Origin of the sequence: Kribbella sp. NPDC050124 (genome assembly GCF_044460355.1) — a bacterium.
Taxonomy (GTDB): Bacteria; Actinomycetota; Actinomycetes; order Propionibacteriales; family Kribbellaceae; genus Kribbella.
Map to the genome: position 1 here is coordinate 74,114 of NZ_JBITJU010000032.1, position 17,777 is coordinate 91,890.

General features: G+C 65.2%; 16 protein-coding genes. 5 read left to right on the forward strand and 11 right to left on the reverse strand.

What is annotated here, in order from left to right; translation table 11 throughout:
- Positions 1-69: 69 nt before the first annotated feature.
- The 5 genes from ACIBL3_RS42230 to ACIBL3_RS42250 form a co-directional block, all read right to left on the reverse strand.
- Positions 70-990: an ABC transporter permease gene (locus ACIBL3_RS42230; protein ID WP_396359650.1), complete on the reverse strand. Its 921-nt coding sequence runs from the start codon at positions 988-990 to the stop codon at positions 70-72.
- A 247-nt stretch (positions 991-1,237) separates the two neighbouring features.
- Entirely contained in the window at positions 1,238-2,467 is a 1,230-nt protein-coding gene (locus ACIBL3_RS42235) for an amidohydrolase family protein (RefSeq protein WP_396359632.1), read from the reverse strand.
- A gap of 21 nt (positions 2,468-2,488) precedes the next feature.
- A complete protein-coding gene (locus ACIBL3_RS42240; RefSeq protein ID WP_396359633.1) occupies positions 2,489-3,058 on the reverse strand; it encodes an Lrp/AsnC family transcriptional regulator in 570 nt (189 codons plus the stop codon).
- A 69-nt stretch (positions 3,059-3,127) separates the two neighbouring features.
- A complete protein-coding gene (locus ACIBL3_RS42245; RefSeq protein WP_396359651.1) occupies positions 3,128-3,994 on the reverse strand; it encodes an SDR family oxidoreductase in 867 nt (288 codons plus the stop codon).
- Entirely contained in the window at positions 3,901-4,326 is a 426-nt protein-coding gene (locus ACIBL3_RS42250; protein WP_396359634.1) for a cupin domain-containing protein, read from the reverse strand. Before ACIBL3_RS42250 ends, ACIBL3_RS42245 begins: the two co-directional genes overlap by 94 nt.
- Positions 4,327-4,500: 174 nt before the next feature.
- On the opposite strand from ACIBL3_RS42250, the gene ACIBL3_RS42255 reads away from it, so the two are divergent.
- Together ACIBL3_RS42255 and ACIBL3_RS42260 are read left to right on the forward strand one after the other, a co-directional pair.
- Entirely contained in the window at positions 4,501-5,547 is a 1,047-nt protein-coding gene (locus ACIBL3_RS42255) for a Glu/Leu/Phe/Val dehydrogenase dimerization domain-containing protein (protein WP_396359635.1), read from the forward strand.
- A 124-nt stretch (positions 5,548-5,671) separates the two neighbouring features.
- A complete protein-coding gene (locus tag ACIBL3_RS42260; RefSeq protein ID WP_396359636.1) occupies positions 5,672-9,166 on the forward strand; it encodes an indolepyruvate ferredoxin oxidoreductase family protein in 3,495 nt (1,164 codons plus the stop codon).
- Here the strand turns inward: ACIBL3_RS42260 and ACIBL3_RS42265 are convergent.
- The gene (locus ACIBL3_RS42265; protein WP_396359637.1) at positions 9,096-9,563 is read right to left on the reverse strand and encodes a hypothetical protein; all 468 of its coding nucleotides are present in this window, start codon (positions 9,561-9,563) and stop codon (positions 9,096-9,098) included. The genes ACIBL3_RS42260 and ACIBL3_RS42265 overlap by 71 nt on opposite strands.
- Before the next feature lie 326 nt (positions 9,564-9,889).
- On the opposite strand from ACIBL3_RS42265, the gene ACIBL3_RS42270 reads away from it, so the two are divergent.
- Positions 9,890-10,030 carry a hypothetical protein gene (locus ACIBL3_RS42270; protein ID WP_396359638.1) on the forward strand — a complete coding sequence of 47 codons (141 nt, stop codon included), beginning with the start codon at positions 9,890-9,892 and terminating at the stop codon, positions 10,028-10,030.
- Between the two features lie 1,106 nt (positions 10,031-11,136).
- Here the strand turns inward: ACIBL3_RS42270 and ACIBL3_RS42275 are convergent.
- From ACIBL3_RS42275 to ACIBL3_RS42295, 5 genes are all read right to left on the reverse strand, one after another.
- Positions 11,137-11,907, reverse strand: coding sequence for an enoyl-CoA hydratase-related protein (locus ACIBL3_RS42275; RefSeq protein WP_396359639.1), 771 nt, complete (start codon positions 11,905-11,907; stop codon positions 11,137-11,139).
- A gap of 3 nt (positions 11,908-11,910) precedes the next feature.
- Positions 11,911-12,309, reverse strand: a complete 399-nt coding sequence (locus tag ACIBL3_RS42280; RefSeq protein WP_396359640.1) for a thioesterase family protein — start codon at positions 12,307-12,309, stop codon at positions 11,911-11,913.
- A gap of 25 nt (positions 12,310-12,334) precedes the next feature.
- Entirely contained in the window at positions 12,335-13,921 is a 1,587-nt protein-coding gene (locus tag ACIBL3_RS42285; protein WP_396359641.1) for an AMP-binding protein, read from the reverse strand.
- The gene (locus tag ACIBL3_RS42290; protein WP_396359642.1) at positions 13,918-14,694 is read right to left on the reverse strand and encodes an enoyl-CoA hydratase/isomerase family protein; all 777 of its coding nucleotides are present in this window, start codon (positions 14,692-14,694) and stop codon (positions 13,918-13,920) included. Before ACIBL3_RS42290 ends, ACIBL3_RS42285 begins: the two co-directional genes overlap by 4 nt.
- Positions 14,695-14,798: 104 nt before the next feature.
- Positions 14,799-15,392 carry a TetR/AcrR family transcriptional regulator gene (locus tag ACIBL3_RS42295; protein ID WP_396359643.1) on the reverse strand — a complete coding sequence of 198 codons (594 nt, stop codon included), beginning with the start codon at positions 15,390-15,392 and terminating at the stop codon, positions 14,799-14,801.
- Positions 15,393-15,661: 269 nt separating this feature from the next.
- On the opposite strand from ACIBL3_RS42295, the gene ACIBL3_RS42300 reads away from it, so the two are divergent.
- Together ACIBL3_RS42300 and ACIBL3_RS42305 are read left to right on the forward strand one after the other, a co-directional pair.
- Entirely contained in the window at positions 15,662-17,248 is a 1,587-nt protein-coding gene (locus tag ACIBL3_RS42300) for an ABC transporter substrate-binding protein (RefSeq protein ID WP_396359644.1), read from the forward strand.
- A 74-nt stretch (positions 17,249-17,322) separates the two neighbouring features.
- Positions 17,323-17,777, forward strand: a 455-nt coding sequence (locus ACIBL3_RS42305; protein ID WP_396359652.1) for a CocE/NonD family hydrolase, incomplete at its 3' end; no start/stop codon positions are given.

Here is a 17,777-nt window from a genome sequence, read left to right on the forward strand (position 1 = left end):
CGCCCGCGTCCCGTTCGAAGACGGCCAGCGGGCCTGGACCGGTTTCCGCTAGTTGACGTTCTGTCGTCATCACCGCACTCCGATTCGTGGATCCAGCACCGGGTAGAGCAGGTCTACAAGGAGGTTGACCACCGAGTAGATGACTGCGATCAGCAGCACGCACGCCTGGACGGTCGGGTAGTCCTTGGCCAGGATGGCGTCGACCAGCAGCCGTCCCAGTCCAGGTCGGGAGAAGACGATCTCCACGAGGACCGCTCCCGACAACAGGCTGCCGAACTGGAGTCCCAGGACAGTGATCACAGGTAGCAGCGAATTGCGGATGACATGCCGCTGAAGGACTCGTGCGCCGGCGAGACCCTTGGCACGTGCCGTCACCACGTGCAGGTGCCGGCCGGCCTCGATCACGCTCGATCGGATGAACCGGCTGGCGAATCCGATCTCACCGAGCCCGAGAGTGATGGCCGGAAGCACCAAACCTGAGAGTCCTGCGCCGCCCGCGACAGGGAAGAGCGGGATCTGGACGGCGAACACGAGCAGCAGGAGGAGCCCGAGCCAGAAGCTGGGAATGGACAGGAACGTCACCGCGGTCGACATGATCGCGGTGTCGTACAGGGAACCTCGCCTAAGCGCGGCCGAGACACCGATGACCAGCCCGAACACGATCGCCAGCAGCAGGCCGGCGAGCGCGAGTTGCACCGTGGGCCACAGGTTCTGGCTGATGAGGTCTGACACTGGGCGTTGCTGGCCGTAGGAGTATCCGAAGTCGCCCGTGACAACGTGGCCGATCCACTTGACGTACTGCGTGGCAAGCGGTTGGTCAAGGCCGAACTGACGGGTCAGCCGGTCGACGGTTTCCGCGTCTCCGCCGTTGGTGCCCAGGATGACCCGTACCGGGTCGCCTGGAATCAGCCGGACGATTGCGAAGACGGCGATCGAGACGCCGAACAGCAGCAGCGCGAGTGCTGCCAAGCGCTTGGCGACGTATCCCACCAAGACGATCTCCTCCAGTCGATCGTTCCGCCCTGCGCAGCAGTTCGGGAACCAGTGGCAAGTGAGTATGCGCTGATCTTGTCCATTTGACAAGAGAATAGGGTGATCCTCTTACGAATGAGCTGCCTGAATGGCAATGACCTTTCATTTAGTGCCGCTGTGAATGGCTGTGCGAACCCTGGCTCGAGGCGCGTGCGTGATCGGCCCTGCAGCGTGAGACTCCGACTACTCTCTGACGTGGGCGCGATCAGAGGTCGTTCTTGAAGATGAGTCCCTGCTTCATGATCAGCTTCAGGTTCGTCTCGGGGGTCGTGAGCGTGCGAATGTCCGCGAGCGGATCGCCGTCGATCACCAGGAGGTCTGCGTACGCGCCGGCTGACACAGTGCCTAGCTTCCCGGTCATCCCCAGTAGCTCGGCGCCGACGGTCGTCGCCGAGCGGATGATCGCGTCGGCGGGCTGAACCTCGGAGCGGAGGACGAACTCTTCCAGCTGTCGGTCGTGCAGGTCGGCGAACAAGTCCGTGCCATAGGCGATGCGAAGACCGGAGCGATGCGCCAGTTCGAGCGCGCCGGTGGCGTGGTCGAGCACATCAAGGAGTTTCGCGCCGACGTGCCCGTGCAGGTGGCCCTGCTGCCCTGCGCGCGCCAGTGCGTGGTAGGTGACGATCGTGGGGACGTAGAACGCTTGGTACTGGTGAAACAGCGGAATGCTGGACTCGTCCATGAGGTTGCCGTGCTCGATGGTTCTGACCCCGCACTCGAGGCCACGGTTGATGGCCCGAGACGTGTATGCGTGCCCGGCGACGTAGATGTTCGCTGCGGTAGCTTCCTCGACCATCGCCCGCAGTTCCTCGAGGGAGAACTGGGTCGAGTCGACTCGGTCGGACGGTGAATCGACGGCACCGCTGAGATAGGCCTTGATGTGGTGCGCACCGCGGCGCACTTCCTCGCGTACGGCGCGCCGTACCTCACTGACGCCGTCACAGATCACGCCGATTGCCGGTGCGTAGTAGCTGGTGTCGTACACCTGCCTGGATGGCGAACGCCAGTCGCCCGCTCCACCGGTCTGCGTGAGCTGCTTGCCCCCGTAGAAGATCCGTGGCCCAGGGAAGTACCCTTCGTCGACGGCGCGTGCCAGACCGAGATCGCCTCCGCCGACGTCGCGAATCGTGGTGAAGCCGCGCTGCAGCATCCCGCTGAGTGCGCGCGCTGCGCGTGCCGCCACGTACGCCGGCGACCACTCGGCCATGCCCGTGACGTCCATGTCGACGACGGCGGGGTGCGTGTGGCAGTCGATCAGCCCAGGCATCAGAGTCATCCCGGCCAGGTCGATCAGGCGTGCGCTGCGACCTGGCGTCGGCTGGGAGGAGCCAATGTCGATGATCCGATCACCCTCGACGACCACGGTCTGGTCTGGGACGAGTCGACCCTCGACCGGATCAAGGATCGCCGCGTTGCGGAAGATCGTCGTCTGCATGAAGTACACCCATCTTGGTTGTCATGTCGCCCGTTTGGGGTTGCCTTCTTCACCTTGAAGAATGCCGAGCAACCCCGGCAGCAGGTCCTTGTGTGCGGTCTCGGCCAGGCTGATGAGCGTCTCTACCCTGGTCACGCCCGGAATCTCCCAGATCGACTCCAGGAGCACGCGCCGTAAATGCGTCGAGTCTCGAACTCGCAGTCGCGCGAGAAGATCCATTGACCCGGTGACGACTGAAACCTGCTCCACCTCGCGAATCTCGTACAACGCCCGAAGTACGTGGGCTTGCCGTGACGCCGCAACGATCGAGGCGAATGCCTGCATTGGGAAGCCGAGTGCCCCCCAGTCGACCTCCGCGCGATAGCCGCGGATCACGCCGTCCCGTTCCAGCCGCGCGATTCGCTCGCCGACTGTGGGTGGCGAGATACCGAGCTCGCGCGCGATTCTGCGCTGACTTGCCCGGGCGTCTCTCGACAGCAGGTCCAGGAGTCTCAGGTCGATCGAATCCAGATCCGCCTGCTTGGACTCATGGATCACGAACTCGGAGAGATCCCGCTCGGTGTCGACCGATTGACGATCATGCTCTGCCATCTGCCACCTGCCTTCGCGCCTGCTCTGTAGTTCCGCAACCTTACGTGCGTCCGTACGGTTCTCAAGGGTCTAAGCGCCCATTCCGCCGGCGACGTCGATCGCCGCGCCGGTGATGTACGACGCGCGGTCGCCGGCGAGGAACGCGACCACTCCGGCAACCTCGCCGGCCTTACCGAACCGGCCCAGGGGGATGGAATCTCGCGCCAGACTTTTCACGAATTCTTCACGCGGCGTCTCGGGTGCCTTGGCTTGCCAGAGCGAGTCCCATTGTGGCGTGTCGATGAGCCCAACATTCACCGAGTTGACGAGAATGCCACTCGGACCGAGCTCTTGGGCCAGGACCTTGGTCAGGTTGTGGCATGCGGCCCGCGTGACCGAGCTGGCGAAGAACGAGGCGTCGGGGGAGGTCGCGTACACCGCGCCGATGTTGATGATTCTCGGGGCGCTGGATCGCCGCAGCGCCGGCAACGCGGCCCGTACGACATTCACCTGGGAGAACAACTTGATTTCGACGTCTCGCTGCCATGCCGTGTTCGTCAGTTGCTCGAACGAGCCGGGAGTTGCGCCGCCGGCATTGTTGACCACGATGTCGAGGCCTGCATGAACGTCGACCGCCGCCGCGATCGCGCCTTCGACAGCGTCGGCATCGGTGACATCGCATGTCACTCCGTGGACCCTGGTATCGCTGCTGAGCCGCTGCAGTTCGTCGACCGCTCGTGAGACGTCAGCTTCCGTCCGAGCGCAGATCGTCACGGCGGCACCTTCGGCAGCCAGCGCTCGCGCACTCGCCAATCCGATTCCCTTGGTTCCGCCAGTGACGAACGCAGACCGGCCCTGAAGCGCTAGCTGCACTGGACCGACGATCCTGGGATGGCCGCGATCGCCTGTCGGCGAAGGGTCTCGCGTGCAGGCGTGAAGAAGTCGACCTGCAGGCACGGCACATCGAGAGTGTGCGCACCGTGCGGTACCCACGGCGGGACGACGACGACATCCCCGGGGCGAAGTACGCGGTCATGGCCGTTGACGTGGAAGTGCAGCTCACCTTCGAGCACGAGGACGATCTGCTCCTCCTCGTGCGTGTGTAACGGCGCCTCCGAGTGAGGCTCGTACGAGACGAAGTTGAGTAGCGCGTTGGTACCGATGACCGGTTGGAATCGAAGGCCCGGCAGGATCTCGGCCGCCTCGATCGCGGTGCGGTCGACGTACTTGCCTACATCAGCCGGCGTGCCGCCCTGGCTACTGGCGAAGTGTGTGGCCGCGTCGTTCATGGTTCCTCCCGGTTCGGGCGCTGCCCTGTCAATCGGCTTGGCCAAACCAAAACACACTGGCACTTGACAGTCAAGATGCTCTGGTCGTTTACAAATGCCCGATCGTTTGGCTACAATCCTTACGGATGTGCGCCGGATGGCGTAGCCTCACCAACAGCCCCCAAGGACGTGACAATGGCAGCTGCACGCGAGCTCGACCTGGCCGCCAGCGAGCAGATCATCACTTGTGTCGATCTTGAGGCCGGCCTCCAAGCGGTTGTTGCGATCGACAACACTGTGCTCGGGCCTGGACTCGGCGGCGTTCGATACCGTCCGTACGCTTCGCTGGAGGCCGCGACCGTCGAAGCCCAGCGCCTCGCGTCCGCGATGACTTGGAAGAACGCGGTCGCCGGCGTGCCCTACGGCGGCGCGAAGTCCGTCATCATGGAGCTCGGTCAGCCTCCACATGGCCGCGAGCGAATGATGCGGCGTTTCGGCGAGTACGTCAGCAAGCTCCAGGGCGTCTATATCCCAGGCGTCGACATGGGGACTGTGCCCGACGACCTGAGCATCATGGCCTCTGTGGGAGTGGACGTCTCCGCAGCTTCTGAGGACCCGTCTCCCTGGACCGCTCGCGGCGTCTTCAACGCGATTGGGGCGGGGGTCGCGTACGAGTTCGGCGCCGCGACCCTCGACGACGTGCGTGTGCTTGTCCAGGGAGTCGGACACGTCGGATCGGCGCTGGCGCGGTTGCTGCGCGACGCCGGCGCCATCGTGTCGATCGCTGATGTCGACTCCGCGCGCGCCCGGGCAGTCGCCGAACGAGTTGGCGCGCACATCGTCGATCCCGATGACGCATTCTCGACGAAATGCGACGTCTATGCGCCGTGTGCCACGGCACGTGCGGTGACCGCGGCCAACGTCGACACGCTGCGGACACGTGTCATCGCCGGTGGCGCCAACGATACTCTCGATGCTCTCGAGTGCGCTTGGCTGCTCAAGGATCTTGGTGTGCTGTACGTTCCCGATTTCGTGGCCAACGCAGGCGGCGTCATCCGGGTTCACGCGATTCGTGCCGGATGGAGCGACGACCAGACCGCTCGCGCTGTCGACGAGATCGGTCCGCGGGTGACCGAACTGGCTCGAGCAGCGGATCTGTCCGGGCAGACGATGCTCGAAGCGGCGATCGACTTTGCGCGGCTGCGCCTTGCCGCGCAAGAAGTCGGCGCTCCGCTTGCCTGACTGAAACGTCCGGTGGCCAGGACCGCCGTGAATCCTGCGGATGTAGCACCTTTGCCACGTCGAGATTGCGCGTGATTCGCCGGACTGCGAAGGTGCGAGCAGCCACCCTCAAGGAGATTGACCGATGACCAGAGCCCGTTCGACACCCGCATCGCCAACGGTCGACGTACCTGACAAATACACGTCGACATCGGGTGAGGTGCTGCTCTCTGGTGTCCAGGCTCTCGTCCGGACCACGCTGGACATGCGCAGGCTCGATGCGACACGTGGGCTCGACACGGGCGTCTTCATCTCGGGGTATCAGGGCTCGCCGCTAGGTGGTGTGGATCGCGAGGTCGAGCGCGCCTCGATGTTCTTGCATCCGGCCGGCGTGGTGTTCCGGCGCGGGCTCAACGAAGAGCTTGCCGCGACGGCGGTCGCGGGCACCCAACTGCTGGGACTGCTGGATCGCCGCCGGCGTGACGGAGTCACCGGCATCTGGTTCGGCAAGAACCCTGGACTCGATCGCGCTGCCGACGCGATTCGGCACGCCAACATCAGCGGTACGGCGCCGCTCGGTGGCGCAGTCGCCTGGATCGGCGACGATCCGGCGAGCAAGTCGTCTACGGTGCCGAGTTCGTGCGAGCCGATGTGCCGGAGTCTGTTCATGCCATTGCTTGCTCCAGGCAACATCGCGGAGGTGCTCTCGTTCGGACTGCACGCCGTTGCGATGTCGCGGCACGCCGGTCTTTGGACCGGGCTGAAGATCGTCGCCGACGTCGCCGATTCCTCGGCGGTCGTCAAGGTCGATGGCTTGCTGGACTCGGTCCCCGATCTGAATCGTCGTCGTTCCTTCGAGCCGCCGGTGCTGCTGCCGCCGACGAACCTGGACGCCGAGCTGGATTTGATGACGCGCCGTCTGGCTCGCGCCTGCGAGTACGCCGGCGCGGCCGGACTGAACCGGGTCACCTTCGAGCCTGACCATCCGAAGGTCGCGATCGTTGCTGCTGGCTTGTCCTATCAATCGCTACGCCGGGCGCTCGCAGACATGGGCATCGGCGACGAGCGTCTGCACGGCCTCGGAGTACGTCTGATCCAGCTGGGTATGCCCTGGCCATTGGACACTGCTCTGATCCGGCGCCTGCTGGGCGGCGTCTCGACGGTGCTGGTCATCGAGGACAAGCTCGCGTTCATCGAAGGGTCGATCAAGGAAGCCCTCTACGCCACGGATCACGCTCCCGCGGTGGTCGGCAAGTACGACGCTTCAGGGGCGCCGTTGCTAACCGCGCGCGGGACGATTCTTTCCGACGACATCATCCGTGCGCTTCATAGGGTTCTCCCTGGTCTGGCCGATGAATCCCGCGTGCCGGCAACGCGGACGGTGAGGCGCACGTTGGACCTGCTCCCGGCCCGAACGCCGGCTTTCTGTTCCGGGTGCCCGCACAGCATCTCGACGCGAGCGGAGCCTGGCCAGTTGGTGGGCGTCGGTATCGGTTGCCATGTCATGGTGGCGCTGGAAGACCAGGGCAAGCGCGGTCAGCTCATCGGTATGACCCAGATGGGCGGTGAAGGTGCCCAGTGGCTCGGCCTGGAGTCGTTCACGGACGAGAGCCACTTCTTCCAGAACATCGGCGATGGAACCTTCTATCACTCCGGGTCACTCGCTGTACGAGCCGCTGTTGCCGCCGGCGCCACGATGACGTTCAAGCTACTCTTCAACGACGCGGTGGCCATGACCGGCGGGCAGACTCCGGAGGGACAACAGGATGTGCCGTCACTGACCCGGTGGCTGACACTGGAGGGCGTCCGCAGGATCGTCATCACCACCGCGCATCCCAAGACTTGGCGCCGGACGCGATTCGGCCGGAACGTGAGTGTCCGCCACCGCGACGACCTGGCACACGTTCAACGCGAACTGGCAGCCGAGCCCGGCGTAACGGTGCTGCTGCATATCGACCGTTGCGCCACCGAAGAGCGGCGGCTGCGCAAACGCGGCAAGATTCCCGTGCCTCAGGAGCGAATCTGGATCAATGAACGAGTGTGCGAAGGATGCGGGGACTGCGGTGCGAAGTCGACATGTCTGTCGGTCCAGCCCGTGGACACCGAGTTCGGACGCAAGACTCAGATCCACCAGTCTTCCTGTAACCAAGACACATCATGTCTGCATGGCGATTGCCCGTCGTTCGTGAAGGTGGTTCCCTCGAGGAAGCCAAGCGCACAGGAGATCCCGAGCTCTGCCACTGATCTGCCCGAACCTCGGCGCCGTGTCGGCGACGACGTACTGATCCGGATGCCGGGAATCGGCGGGACCGGTGTGGTGACTATCTCGGCGGTGCTGCAGATGGCCGCATTCATGCAAGGCCGGTACGCCGCGGCGCTGGAGCAGATCGGCCTCGCCCAGAAGGGCGGGCCGGTGATCTCGGACCTCCGGCTCGCCACGGTACCCGTCGACGGCCAGTTGCGTGCGGGACGCAGGACCGTCGACGTCCTGATCGGATTCGACGCGCTCGGCGCAGCGACCGAAGCCAACCTCGACTCTTTGCGGAGCGACGCCATCGCGGTCGTCAACACCGCTCACGTGCCTACGGCAACTATGGTGCAAGCGGTCGAGGTCCAGGTTCCCGCCTGGCAGGACGTCCGGTCGCGCCTGGACGAGTCGACCGCGGCGTCGGAGAACCTCTATATCGATGCAGGGGAGTTGGCTGAGCGATTCTTCGCTGACCACATGCAGACGAACATGATCCTGGTCGGCGCCGCCTATCAGCACGGGGTTCTCCCCCTCGAAGAGTGGGCGATCGAGGCAGCAATCCGTCACAACGGCGCGGCAGTGAAGAAGAACCTCGCAGCAATCCGGGTCGGCCGGATCGCGGTCGTGATGCCCGAGCTGATCGCGGCACCCGACGCACCGGCCGTCGAGATCTTGCCCGAGGTCCGCCAGTTGATCGCGGACCTTGATCTCGAGTCGCCGTTAAGTGAGCGGGTCGAGCGACTGGCCCAGGAATTGGTCGCCTACCAGGACAAGGCCTACGCACAGTCCTTCTGCGATGCAGTCGGTGAGCTCGATGCGAGGGTCTCCCAGGCGAATGTAGCGCAGGGTAGGGAGATGACGGCGGCCTATGCGGAGGGGCTCTTCAAGTTGATGAGCTTCAAGGACGAGTACGAGGTCGCTCGTCTTCATCTCGACTCGGCCGAACGGGCCAAGCTTGCCGCAGCGTTCGGGAGCGACGCCAAGGTCAAGATCATGCTCCATCCGCCATTGCTTCGCGCACTCGGGATGAAGCGAAAGATCCCCTGCGGTGCCTGGGCGTTGCCCGTTCTACGCTTGCTGTATTCGATGCGGGCCATTCGCGGCACGAGGGTCGACGTCTTCGGCTGGGCAAAGGTCCGCAGGCAGGAGCGGGCGTTGCCGTCGGAGTACCGGCGGTTGATGGGCCTGGCCGTCGATCATCTCGACAACGACAACCTGCCGCTCCTTCTCGATGTCGCCAAGTCACCGGATCTGATCCGCGGCTACGAGGACATCAAGCTGTCGTCGATCGAGCACTTTCGCGCCCACACCACCGACCTGGTCAACCACCTGTCGTCGGGCGCTCGGGTGTCTCCCGGATCCGGATCCGGTTCCAGTTGTTCAGGACGATGAGGTCTTCGTGCCAGGAGCTCGTGTTCCCGATCTGCAGGACCGGGCCGGGGACGACTGTGCCGGTGGACACGACGAATCGGAACTGGCCGTCGCGTTCCTGGGCGATGCCGAACGTGATGACCGGGCCGTGCCTGACGTCGAACTTGACCGAGATGGCCAACCGCGCTTCCCGTGGTAGGTGCCCAGGCCGCGGAGCTCTGGGCGTCATCGGCTGATCGCAAGGTGTGCCGGTCCGTCGTTGCTCATCTCGACGACGTTGTCGCGGACGTTCAGCACCTGGAGTTCGGTAGAAGTCGTCGACCGGGCGGTCCAGGCCGACAGACACCGTGGCTGCCCATGGGAAGTCGTCGTCGACGACCGAGTCGTCGAGTTGGAAGACATCGCAGGCGAGTTCCATTCGGCTGCCAACCTCTCTGCGAGTCACTGCGTCGACCCGCGCGCGCAGGTTACCGAGCTCGAGGACTTCGACGTGGCCGCCGATACCAGGGTCAGGTCGGTAGAGACGTCGAGCACGGCGGGGTAGAGGTAGCCCATCAGGTCGTGACGACCGATCCGGAGCGCACCTCGTACGCCGGGCAGCCGTGACTCAGCGTCTGACCTTCGTCCACGCTCGCTTGTCCTCGAGGTATCCGGACACGGGTCAGAACGGGACACCGAGCCGCAGAAAACGTGTTCGCCATCTCTGGCAGGACGCACGCGCCACAGTACGCCAGCCACTGCCCGGTGACGAAGGCGCTGTCTGGCGGTCGTCATGTCGCGCCGGCGGCGGTGCTGTATCAGGCGGAAGTGGAATGGATGGGCGAGGCGATGGGATTCGAGCGCGTCGTGCGAGTCATCGCCGAGGACCAGTTCGACGCCGTCTGATCCCTCTCGACGAACTGTGGACCGCGTCCGTTGCGTCAGGCAGGCTGCACGCCGGAACCCGCTTCTGCGCGACGTACATGTTCACGGTGCCCTGCGAAGTACTCCGACAAGGCAATAACTCGCTCACCGTCACCGCGAGCCTCGCCCGCGCCGTCGGCGACAACCCCATCGACCGCACCCGTCTCCGCCCACCCATCCGCCTCTGCGAACCGCTGAACTGGTCCGCCGGGTCCGCAGGTAAGCAGCCATGCACCGCTCGTTCCGGAGGCTCCAGTCGTCGCAGGTAGTGTTGTCGCGGATCTCGGAGTCTGCCGTGCGGGGAAGGTCTCGCAGGAGGATCGATTCGGCGACCGCGTCGGCGAGGGTGGAGCCGCGCCACTCTTGCCAGGTGTACTCGAGCGGTACTTGCTGCGGGCTAACCCCGAAGCATGCGTGGAACCGTCGGCCGGCATGGCTCGGATCGCGCCAGCCGACGAGCGCGCCGATGTCGGCTGCTGGCAGGTTGGTCTCGGTCAGGACGCCGGCCGCGCGTTCGGCTCTGAATCCGGCCCAGTGTCCACCCGTCGTGATCTTTGCCTCCAGCAACGCATGGCATGTTGGACGGTGGGGTGCGCTATGCTCGCGCGAACACGTCGGCGCCGACGTACGCTTTACGCAGGACCAGGCCGTCGCAGTCCGTATAGCCGTGCCATTCGCCTGAACGCAGTACGACGGCGGACCCTCGGCGCAACGCGAGCTCTCCGGCGGCGGAGACATGCACGGCGTCGTCGGCCACGACCACGGCCGCTGCGCAGTACGTCGTGCATATCGTTCATTCCGCGAAGGTCAAGATCGGTCAAGTTCGGGTCAATGAGCTGGTGTCGCCCTGTCGGGTTGATGCTTCAGGCCGAGGCTACAAGCCAGCAACAAATTCTGAAGATTAGAGCCATGACCAGGACCGACCCTACGGCAGCCGTGCAGTTGATTGAAGAGACCATTTCGGCCTATCGCCCCGACGCTGTCGTCCGGATCCGGAATACCTGAGCCGTGTCAACCACAGCGGAGTACAGCAGCCGCGCACTCTGCTACCAAGGCCCTTGTCCACCCGGTCCGGCGACCTGACTTGGTCACCTTCCGCTCCACGTGGGTGAGCGCTTCTCGAGAAAGGCCTGGATGCCCTCGCGCCCGTCGGCTGCGGTCGCGTTGGCCGCGGCGACGGTGCGGGTGAGGTCGTAGGCCTGGCGTTCGTCCAGGCTCAGTTGGGCGTAGAACGCCTCCTTTCCCATTGCCATCGCCATCCGGCTGCACGAGGCCAGATGCGTCGCGAGCTCGTCCACTGCGGAGTCGAGATTCTCCTCCGGCTCGACCTGGTTCACCAGACCCCACTCCAGAGCGGTGTGCGCTTTCACCAGATGGCCAGTGGCCAGCATGTAGAAGGCGCGCTTGCTCCCGATCGCACGCGTAAGCGGCACCATCGGCGTGGAGCAGAACACACCGATCTTGACGCCCGGTGTCATGAACCAGACGTCCTCGGCGGCGATCAGCAGGTCGCAGGACAGGGCCAGCTGCAGGCCGCCCGCCAGTACTGGGCCTCGAAGCTTCGCGATCACCGGCTGCGGGCATCTGCGGATGTCCTCGAGAAGCTCGACGGTATGCAGTTCGGCCTTGAGGAGGTCGCGGAGGTCCCGGTCCGCTATCTCGCCCAGATCGTGCCCGGAGCTGAAGACGGGGGCTTCAGCCTCGAGCACGATCGCGCTGACAGAGTCGTCATACCGGAGCCGCTGGAACGCCGCGCGCAGCTCCGCCTCCATCCGGGCGCTCAACGCGTTCCGGGTTGAGGGGCGGTCGAGTTTGACGTACGCGATGCGACCTGAGGACCGCAGCTGGATTTGCTCCATGGGTCAGTCTTCCGCCCGCTGCATCAGCCGTTGGAGAATCTTGACGGCGAGGACGGCGGCGCGTGTGTGCTCGACCGTGGCGCACTCCGTGTCACCGTCCATCACGCTGACTTGGAAGGTCACCTTCCGCCCTTCGATGCGGGTCGCCAGCACATGTGCGGTGAGAACCGCGCCGACCGGCGAAGGGACGAGATGGCGGATGTGAGCGTCGATGCCGACGGTGGTCTCGCCGGGCTCGAGCAGTTCGGCCACGGCCTGGTGGCATGCCACCTCGGCGAGGCCAAGGACGAACGGGGTCGCGGCCGCCGGCGGGAACATGTCACCGAAGCGGGCGGCGACGTCGAGGTCTGTGACCTGACGCGACAACGTGTGTGGAACTTGCTGGGATGGGAAGGCGCGCATCTGGCTGGTGCTCCTCGGTCTGGGGCTAGCTGTTGGGCACGGCGTCGTGGTCCCAACCGGCGACCGGTGATACCTGGATCGCCTTGACCGCGGCTTTGTCGATCTTCCCCGTCGGCGTCTTGGGCAGGGAATCGACCAGTTCCACGTACCGGGGTCGCTGGAAACGGCCGAGGCTCCCGCAGGCGAAGTCCCACACCTCGGGGGCGGTCAATTCGCTGCCGGCGGTCGTCACGATGAGGACCTTCACGTCTTCCTCGGTCAGCTCGCTCGGCACGCCGATCGCCGCACACTCGCGGATCTCGGCGTGCCGCAGGAGAGCTTCCTCGACCTCGAAGGCGCTGATGTTCTCACCACGCCGCCGGATCACGTCCTTCTTGCGGCCGACGAAGAAGTAGTTGCCGTCCTCGTCCCGGCGGACGAGATCGCCACTGTGGAACCAGAGGTTCCGCCAGGCGGTCGTGGTCGCCTCCGGATCGGCGAAGTAGCCGTCGAACATCGTGCCGGCGCGCCGCGGCCGGATGACGAGTTCGCCCACGGTTCCGTCAGTGACCGGCTCGTCGAACTCGTCGACGACTTGCGTGTCGAAGTCCTCGTTCTGTCGGCCGCACGAGCCTGGGACACGCGGATTCTGCCAGTGTTGGGTTATCGGCAGGCTTGCTTCGACGGAGCCATAGAGCTCGAGGAGTTTCAGTCCGAACCTCTCCTCGAAGTCCGGCGCCCACTCGGGAAGTGGTACTCCCCACGCCAGTCGCACCGGGTTGTCGGCATCAGCCGGTCCGGGCGCGGAGCGGTGCAGGATCGACAGCGTCGCGCCCATGAAGTCGAAGACGGTCGCCCGTACCTCGCGGACTTCGGACCAGAATCTCGATGCGCTGAACCGCCTCCCGATCGCTGCCGTGGCTCCCAGCATGAGCGCGGGTACGACGGTCAGCGCAGTCGCATCGGCGTGGAACAGCGGGAACGGGCAGTAGAGAACGTCGTCTGCACGCAGACCGAGGTCACGGATCGCGATGTGCGCCTGCGTTACGAAATAGCGGTGCGAGAGCACGCATGCCTTCGAGCGACCGGTGGAACCCGACGTATAAAGCATTCCGGCGACGTCGGACGGTCGCGCCTCCACGTCGACCGGCGGAACGCAGTTCTGGAGGAGATTGCCGAGGTCGGGGGCGTCCCCGTTGACGCCGCCCCGGTTCGCCGCGACGACAAGCGGGATCCGCCGGTCGACGGCGCCGGTGCGCTCGAGCGCGCTCTCCAGTTCCGCGGCCAGCGATTCGTCGACGATCGTCAGAACCGGGTCGGCGAGAAGTGCGGCGTGCGCGAGTACCTCGGAGCGCCACTCGGTGTTGACCGGGACCCAGACAGCACCGAGGCGGTTGGTGGCGAACCAGGCCTGGACACAAGCCAGCGAGTTGCTCATGAACGCGACGACACGGTCGCCCTGGCCGACACCGTTCGCCGCTAGGGCGCCGGCCAGCCGCGAGGTCTGTTCGTCGAATTCGGCGAACGAAACGTCCTGGCCGTCGATCCGGAGGAAGGTGCGCTCGGGCCATCGCGCGGCCGCCTGGGCCAACAGGCTGGGAAGGGTCTCGAGTTCTTGGCCGGAGTTGATCACATGACACCGCCGAGACGGCCGGCCCTGAACTCGTCGAAGCTCGTCGCCGCCTCGACCGATGCGAAGCAGTAGGTGGCAGCTTCGACCTCTAGGCGCAGGCTCGACTCCTGCATCGGGAAGGTGGCGGTCTCGAGGGCGTGCTTCGCTGCCGCCATGGAACGACCGGGCTGCGCCGCCAGTTCGTCTGCCAACCGGTGAGCGTGCGTCAGAACGTCGTCGACCTCGTCGAGCGCGAGCCCGAGACGGACCGCTTCACCTGACTCGATCCATCGACCGCGCAGGAGCAGTTCCTTGGCCCGCATCAGGCCGACGAGCTGAGGCAGCCGGAGTGTTATCCCGCCGGTGTGCGCGTGGCCGATAGGCACCTCGGGGAAGCGGATCCGCGCGCCTTTCTGGAGCAGGACGAGGTCGGCGGCGAGTGCGATCTCCGCGCCGCCTCCGATGGCGAAACCCTGCACCGCGGCGATCACGGGGGCGCTGATCCGGGTCAGCGTACGGGTGACTTCCTGGAGGAGCTCGAATGAGCCCCGCAACTCGTCCGGACCGCCCGTGTTCGGTGCCAGGGTGTCCTTGAGATCCTCGCCGACGCAGAAGGCCCGCCCGGCTCCGGCCAGGACCACCGCCCTTGGCTCTCCCGCCCGGTGGAGGGCGTCGACCAGCTCGGACAGCAGCGGCACGTTGATCGCGTTCAGTGACTGCGGACGGTTGAGCGTGATGGTGAGGATCCCATCGGTCTCGGCTGTCAGCACGCTGACCTTCTCAGTTTCGAGCACACGTCCTCCGGTTTCTGATCCCGACTCAGATGCTGTTCTGGAGGGTATAGAGCGAACGCCCGTTCCACAACTGTCGCAACTGTTTGTAGTCGGGTAGGCAGAGATCAGTGAGTGCTGGAGGACCGCGGGCGGAGGCCCGTGATGACGGCATCGGCGAATGAAGCGGCAATCTTCGCCGGCGTATCAGGACCGTCGGCGCGATACCACCGCGAGACGCCGGTGGTGGCGGTGAGCAGCATTCGTATGACGAGGTTCGGGTCCCGGAGGTCGAAGGTTCCCGCGCGCATGCCTTCGTCGACGATCTCCCGGAAGATCGACTCCTCGCGGTCCCGGAGCGCGATGATCTCAGCACGGTACGGCTCCTCGAGCCGGAACAACTCGGCGTCGGCGATGAACGCCTCGTGCTGGCGGCGGGTGTGCCAGTCGATCTCAGCGCCCAGTGCGGCGCGCAGTCGGGCCTCAGGCCCCGTTGCGCCCTCGATGCTGTGCAACACCAGGCTCGTCGATTCCTCGATCGAGCGGCGCATCACCTCGTACAGCAGTTCCTGCTTGTTCGCGTAGTGGTAGTAGACCGAGGACATCCGGACGTCGGCCGCTTGGACGATCGAGCGCATCGAGGCCGATGCGTAGCCGTGCGTGTAGAACATCTCAACCGCGGCGCGGTAGATCCGGGTCTTGGTGTCATCGGCGTCCGGCATAGCGCATGAGGTTACCGCGCAGCCCGCGTCGCGTGGTCGCAGGCAGGACTGGCGCGGTGCGGTAGTCGTACTAAGTGAGAATCGTTCGACCCATCATCGAGATCATTCGTAAGAAGAATTTGCTGATCTCTAGTCAAATGATGCCCGCACGCGCATACTTCCTTGACATCGGTACCGGAACCGTCATCGCGGGTCAATCGGCTCGGCGAACAATCTCGTGCGCGCTCGGCATCTCACGTCTTTCACGAGAAGGAACCATGGAGACCAAAGTGGCAATCAGACTCAAGCGGACGCTGGGCGTGGGTCTTGCGATCGCGACCGCCGTTGTGCCGGCCGCCTGTTCGTCCTCTGACGCCGGCACCGGCAAAAGTACTGCCCAGACACTGACCATCGGCTGGGCGCAGAATCCCACGACCCTCAACCCGGCAACGAACAGTCAGGGGTCGGCAGCGGCGATCATGATGGGCGTCTTCGACACCCTGGTGTGGCTCGGCCCGGACGCGAAACTGGTTCCGGGACTGGCCAAGTCCTGGACGGTGTCGCCGGACGGCAAGACCTACGACTTCACGCTGCGCGAGGACGTGAAGTTCCACGACAGCACCAAGTTCGACGCTGCCTCCGTGGTAGCGAACGTTGCCTACATCACCGACAAGTCCACCCAGTCGACCATCGCGGTCGACTCGCTCGGACCGTGCACGAAGGTGACGGCGACGTCGGCGTACGTCGTCCGGTTCTCGTGCACGACGTCGTACGCGCCGCTGCTGACACTGCTGAGCTCGGCGCAACTCGGGATCCAGTCGCCCGCGGCGATCGAGACGTACGGCAAGGATCTGGGCGACCACCTTGTCGGTACCGGGCCGTTCAAGTTCGTCAGTTTCGCACCCAACGACAGCGTGGTGCTTGAGCGCAATCCCGACTACAACTGGGCGCCCGAAGGCGCCGGCCTGAGCGGTCCGCCGAAGCTCGACAAGGTAGTCTTCAAGATTATCTCCGACGACCAGGCCCGCATCAACGCCCTCCAGAGTGGCCAGGTCCAGCTGATCAACAAGGTCCCGGGCACCTACTTCAACAATCTGAAGGCGAGGTACGAGCAGCTGACGCTGCCGACCGCCGGGCAGGGGCAGTTCTCGGTCCTGAACACCGACCGTTTCCCGACGGACGACGTCGCCGTGCGACAGGCGATCCTGTATTCGGTGGATCGTTCGGCCGTCGTCAAGCTCGCGGACGCGGGTGCGTTCCCGGTCAGCAACACCCCGCTGGTGAAGGGAACCGCAGGATACGACACCTCCCTTGAGAGCTCGTACCCCTATGACCCCGCCAAGGCGGCACAGCTGCTGACTTCGGCCGGGTGGACGAAGAGCGGTGACGGCTGGCAGAAGGACGGGAAGAAGCTGTCGGTCAGCATCGCGGCGTTCGCCGACGCGGATGTCTACGTGCGACTCTCTGAGGCGATCCAGGCGGGCTTGGAGCAGAACGGGTTCGATGCTCACGTGAGCCGGTTGGGCCGAGGCGCTTACCTGGACGCCGGTGCGAAGGGCCTCTACAACATCGTGCCGACGTCGAACACAGCCGTGGATCCGGACATGCTCTCCTCCTGGTTCACACCGCAGGGCCTCTTCAACTGGTCCCGATTCAACTCGCCCCAGTTGGATCAGCTTCTGAGGCAGGGCCGGGAGATCAGCGACCTCGCGACCAGAACGAAGCTGTACGGCCAGGCGCAGAAGATCATCATGGACCAGGCACTCATCCTTCCCGAGCGGCCTGACTCCGATCTCGCGCTGATGGACAAGCGGCTGAAGGGCGTCTCGAACGCCAGCGGCGGTTCACTGTACTACTACGCGACCACCATCGGCTGATGCAAGCGACTGGCCTACGAGGAGCCTTCGTGGCGGAACTGGCATCGCCCTCCCTGCGGAACCTGGGCCTGAGGATGCGCGACGGCGTGACCCTGGCCGCGGATGTCTATCTACCTGATGGCGATGGGCCGTTCCCTTGCGTCGTCATGCTCACGCCGTACTCCAAGGACATCTACCACGGGATCGTCGACGCGAACTTTCTTGCCTGCTTCGCACGCAGTGGGTACGCCGCGGTCCTGGTCGACTTCCGCGGGACAGGTTCCTCAGAGGGGAGAAAGAGCGACGCATTCCAAGCCGGTGAGTCAGAAGACGTGTACGACAGTATCGAAGAACTGGCCGGCCAGGACTGGTGTGACGGAAAGGTCGGCATCTGGGGAGTCTCCTACTGCGGCGGGGGGGGGGGGGGGGGGGGGGGGGGGGGGGGGGGGGGGGGGGGGGGGGGGGGGGGGGGGGGGGGGGGGGGGGGGGGGGGGGGGGGGCGGCGGGGGGGGGGGGGGGGGTGTCGGGGGGGGGGGGGGGGGCGGTCAGG

Bases quoted from the DNA above. Each gene is read 5' to 3' on its own strand.
- ACIBL3_RS42235 (WP_396359632.1), bottom strand. From the start codon at position 2,467: ATGCAGACGACGATCTTCCGCAACGCGGCGATCCTTGATCCGGTCGAG.
- ACIBL3_RS42240 (WP_396359633.1), bottom strand. From the start codon at position 3,058: ATGGCAGAGCATGATCGTCAATCGGTCGACACCGAGCGGGATCTCTCC.
- ACIBL3_RS42250 (WP_396359634.1), bottom strand. From the start codon at position 4,326: ATGAACGACGCGGCCACACACTTCGCCAGTAGCCAGGGCGGCACGCCG.
- ACIBL3_RS42255 (WP_396359635.1), top strand. From the start codon at position 4,501: ATGGCAGCTGCACGCGAGCTCGACCTGGCCGCCAGCGAGCAGATCATC.
- ACIBL3_RS42260 (WP_396359636.1), top strand. From the start codon at position 5,672: ATGACCAGAGCCCGTTCGACACCCGCATCGCCAACGGTCGACGTACCT.
- ACIBL3_RS42265 (WP_396359637.1), bottom strand. From the start codon at position 9,563: ATGGAACTCGCCTGCGATGTCTTCCAACTCGACGACTCGGTCGTCGAC.
- ACIBL3_RS42275 (WP_396359639.1), bottom strand. From the start codon at position 11,907: ATGGAGCAAATCCAGCTGCGGTCCTCAGGTCGCATCGCGTACGTCAAA.
- ACIBL3_RS42280 (WP_396359640.1), bottom strand. From the start codon at position 12,309: ATGCGCGCCTTCCCATCCCAGCAAGTTCCACACACGTTGTCGCGTCAG.
- ACIBL3_RS42295 (WP_396359643.1), bottom strand. From the start codon at position 15,392: ATGCCGGACGCCGATGACACCAAGACCCGGATCTACCGCGCCGCGGTT.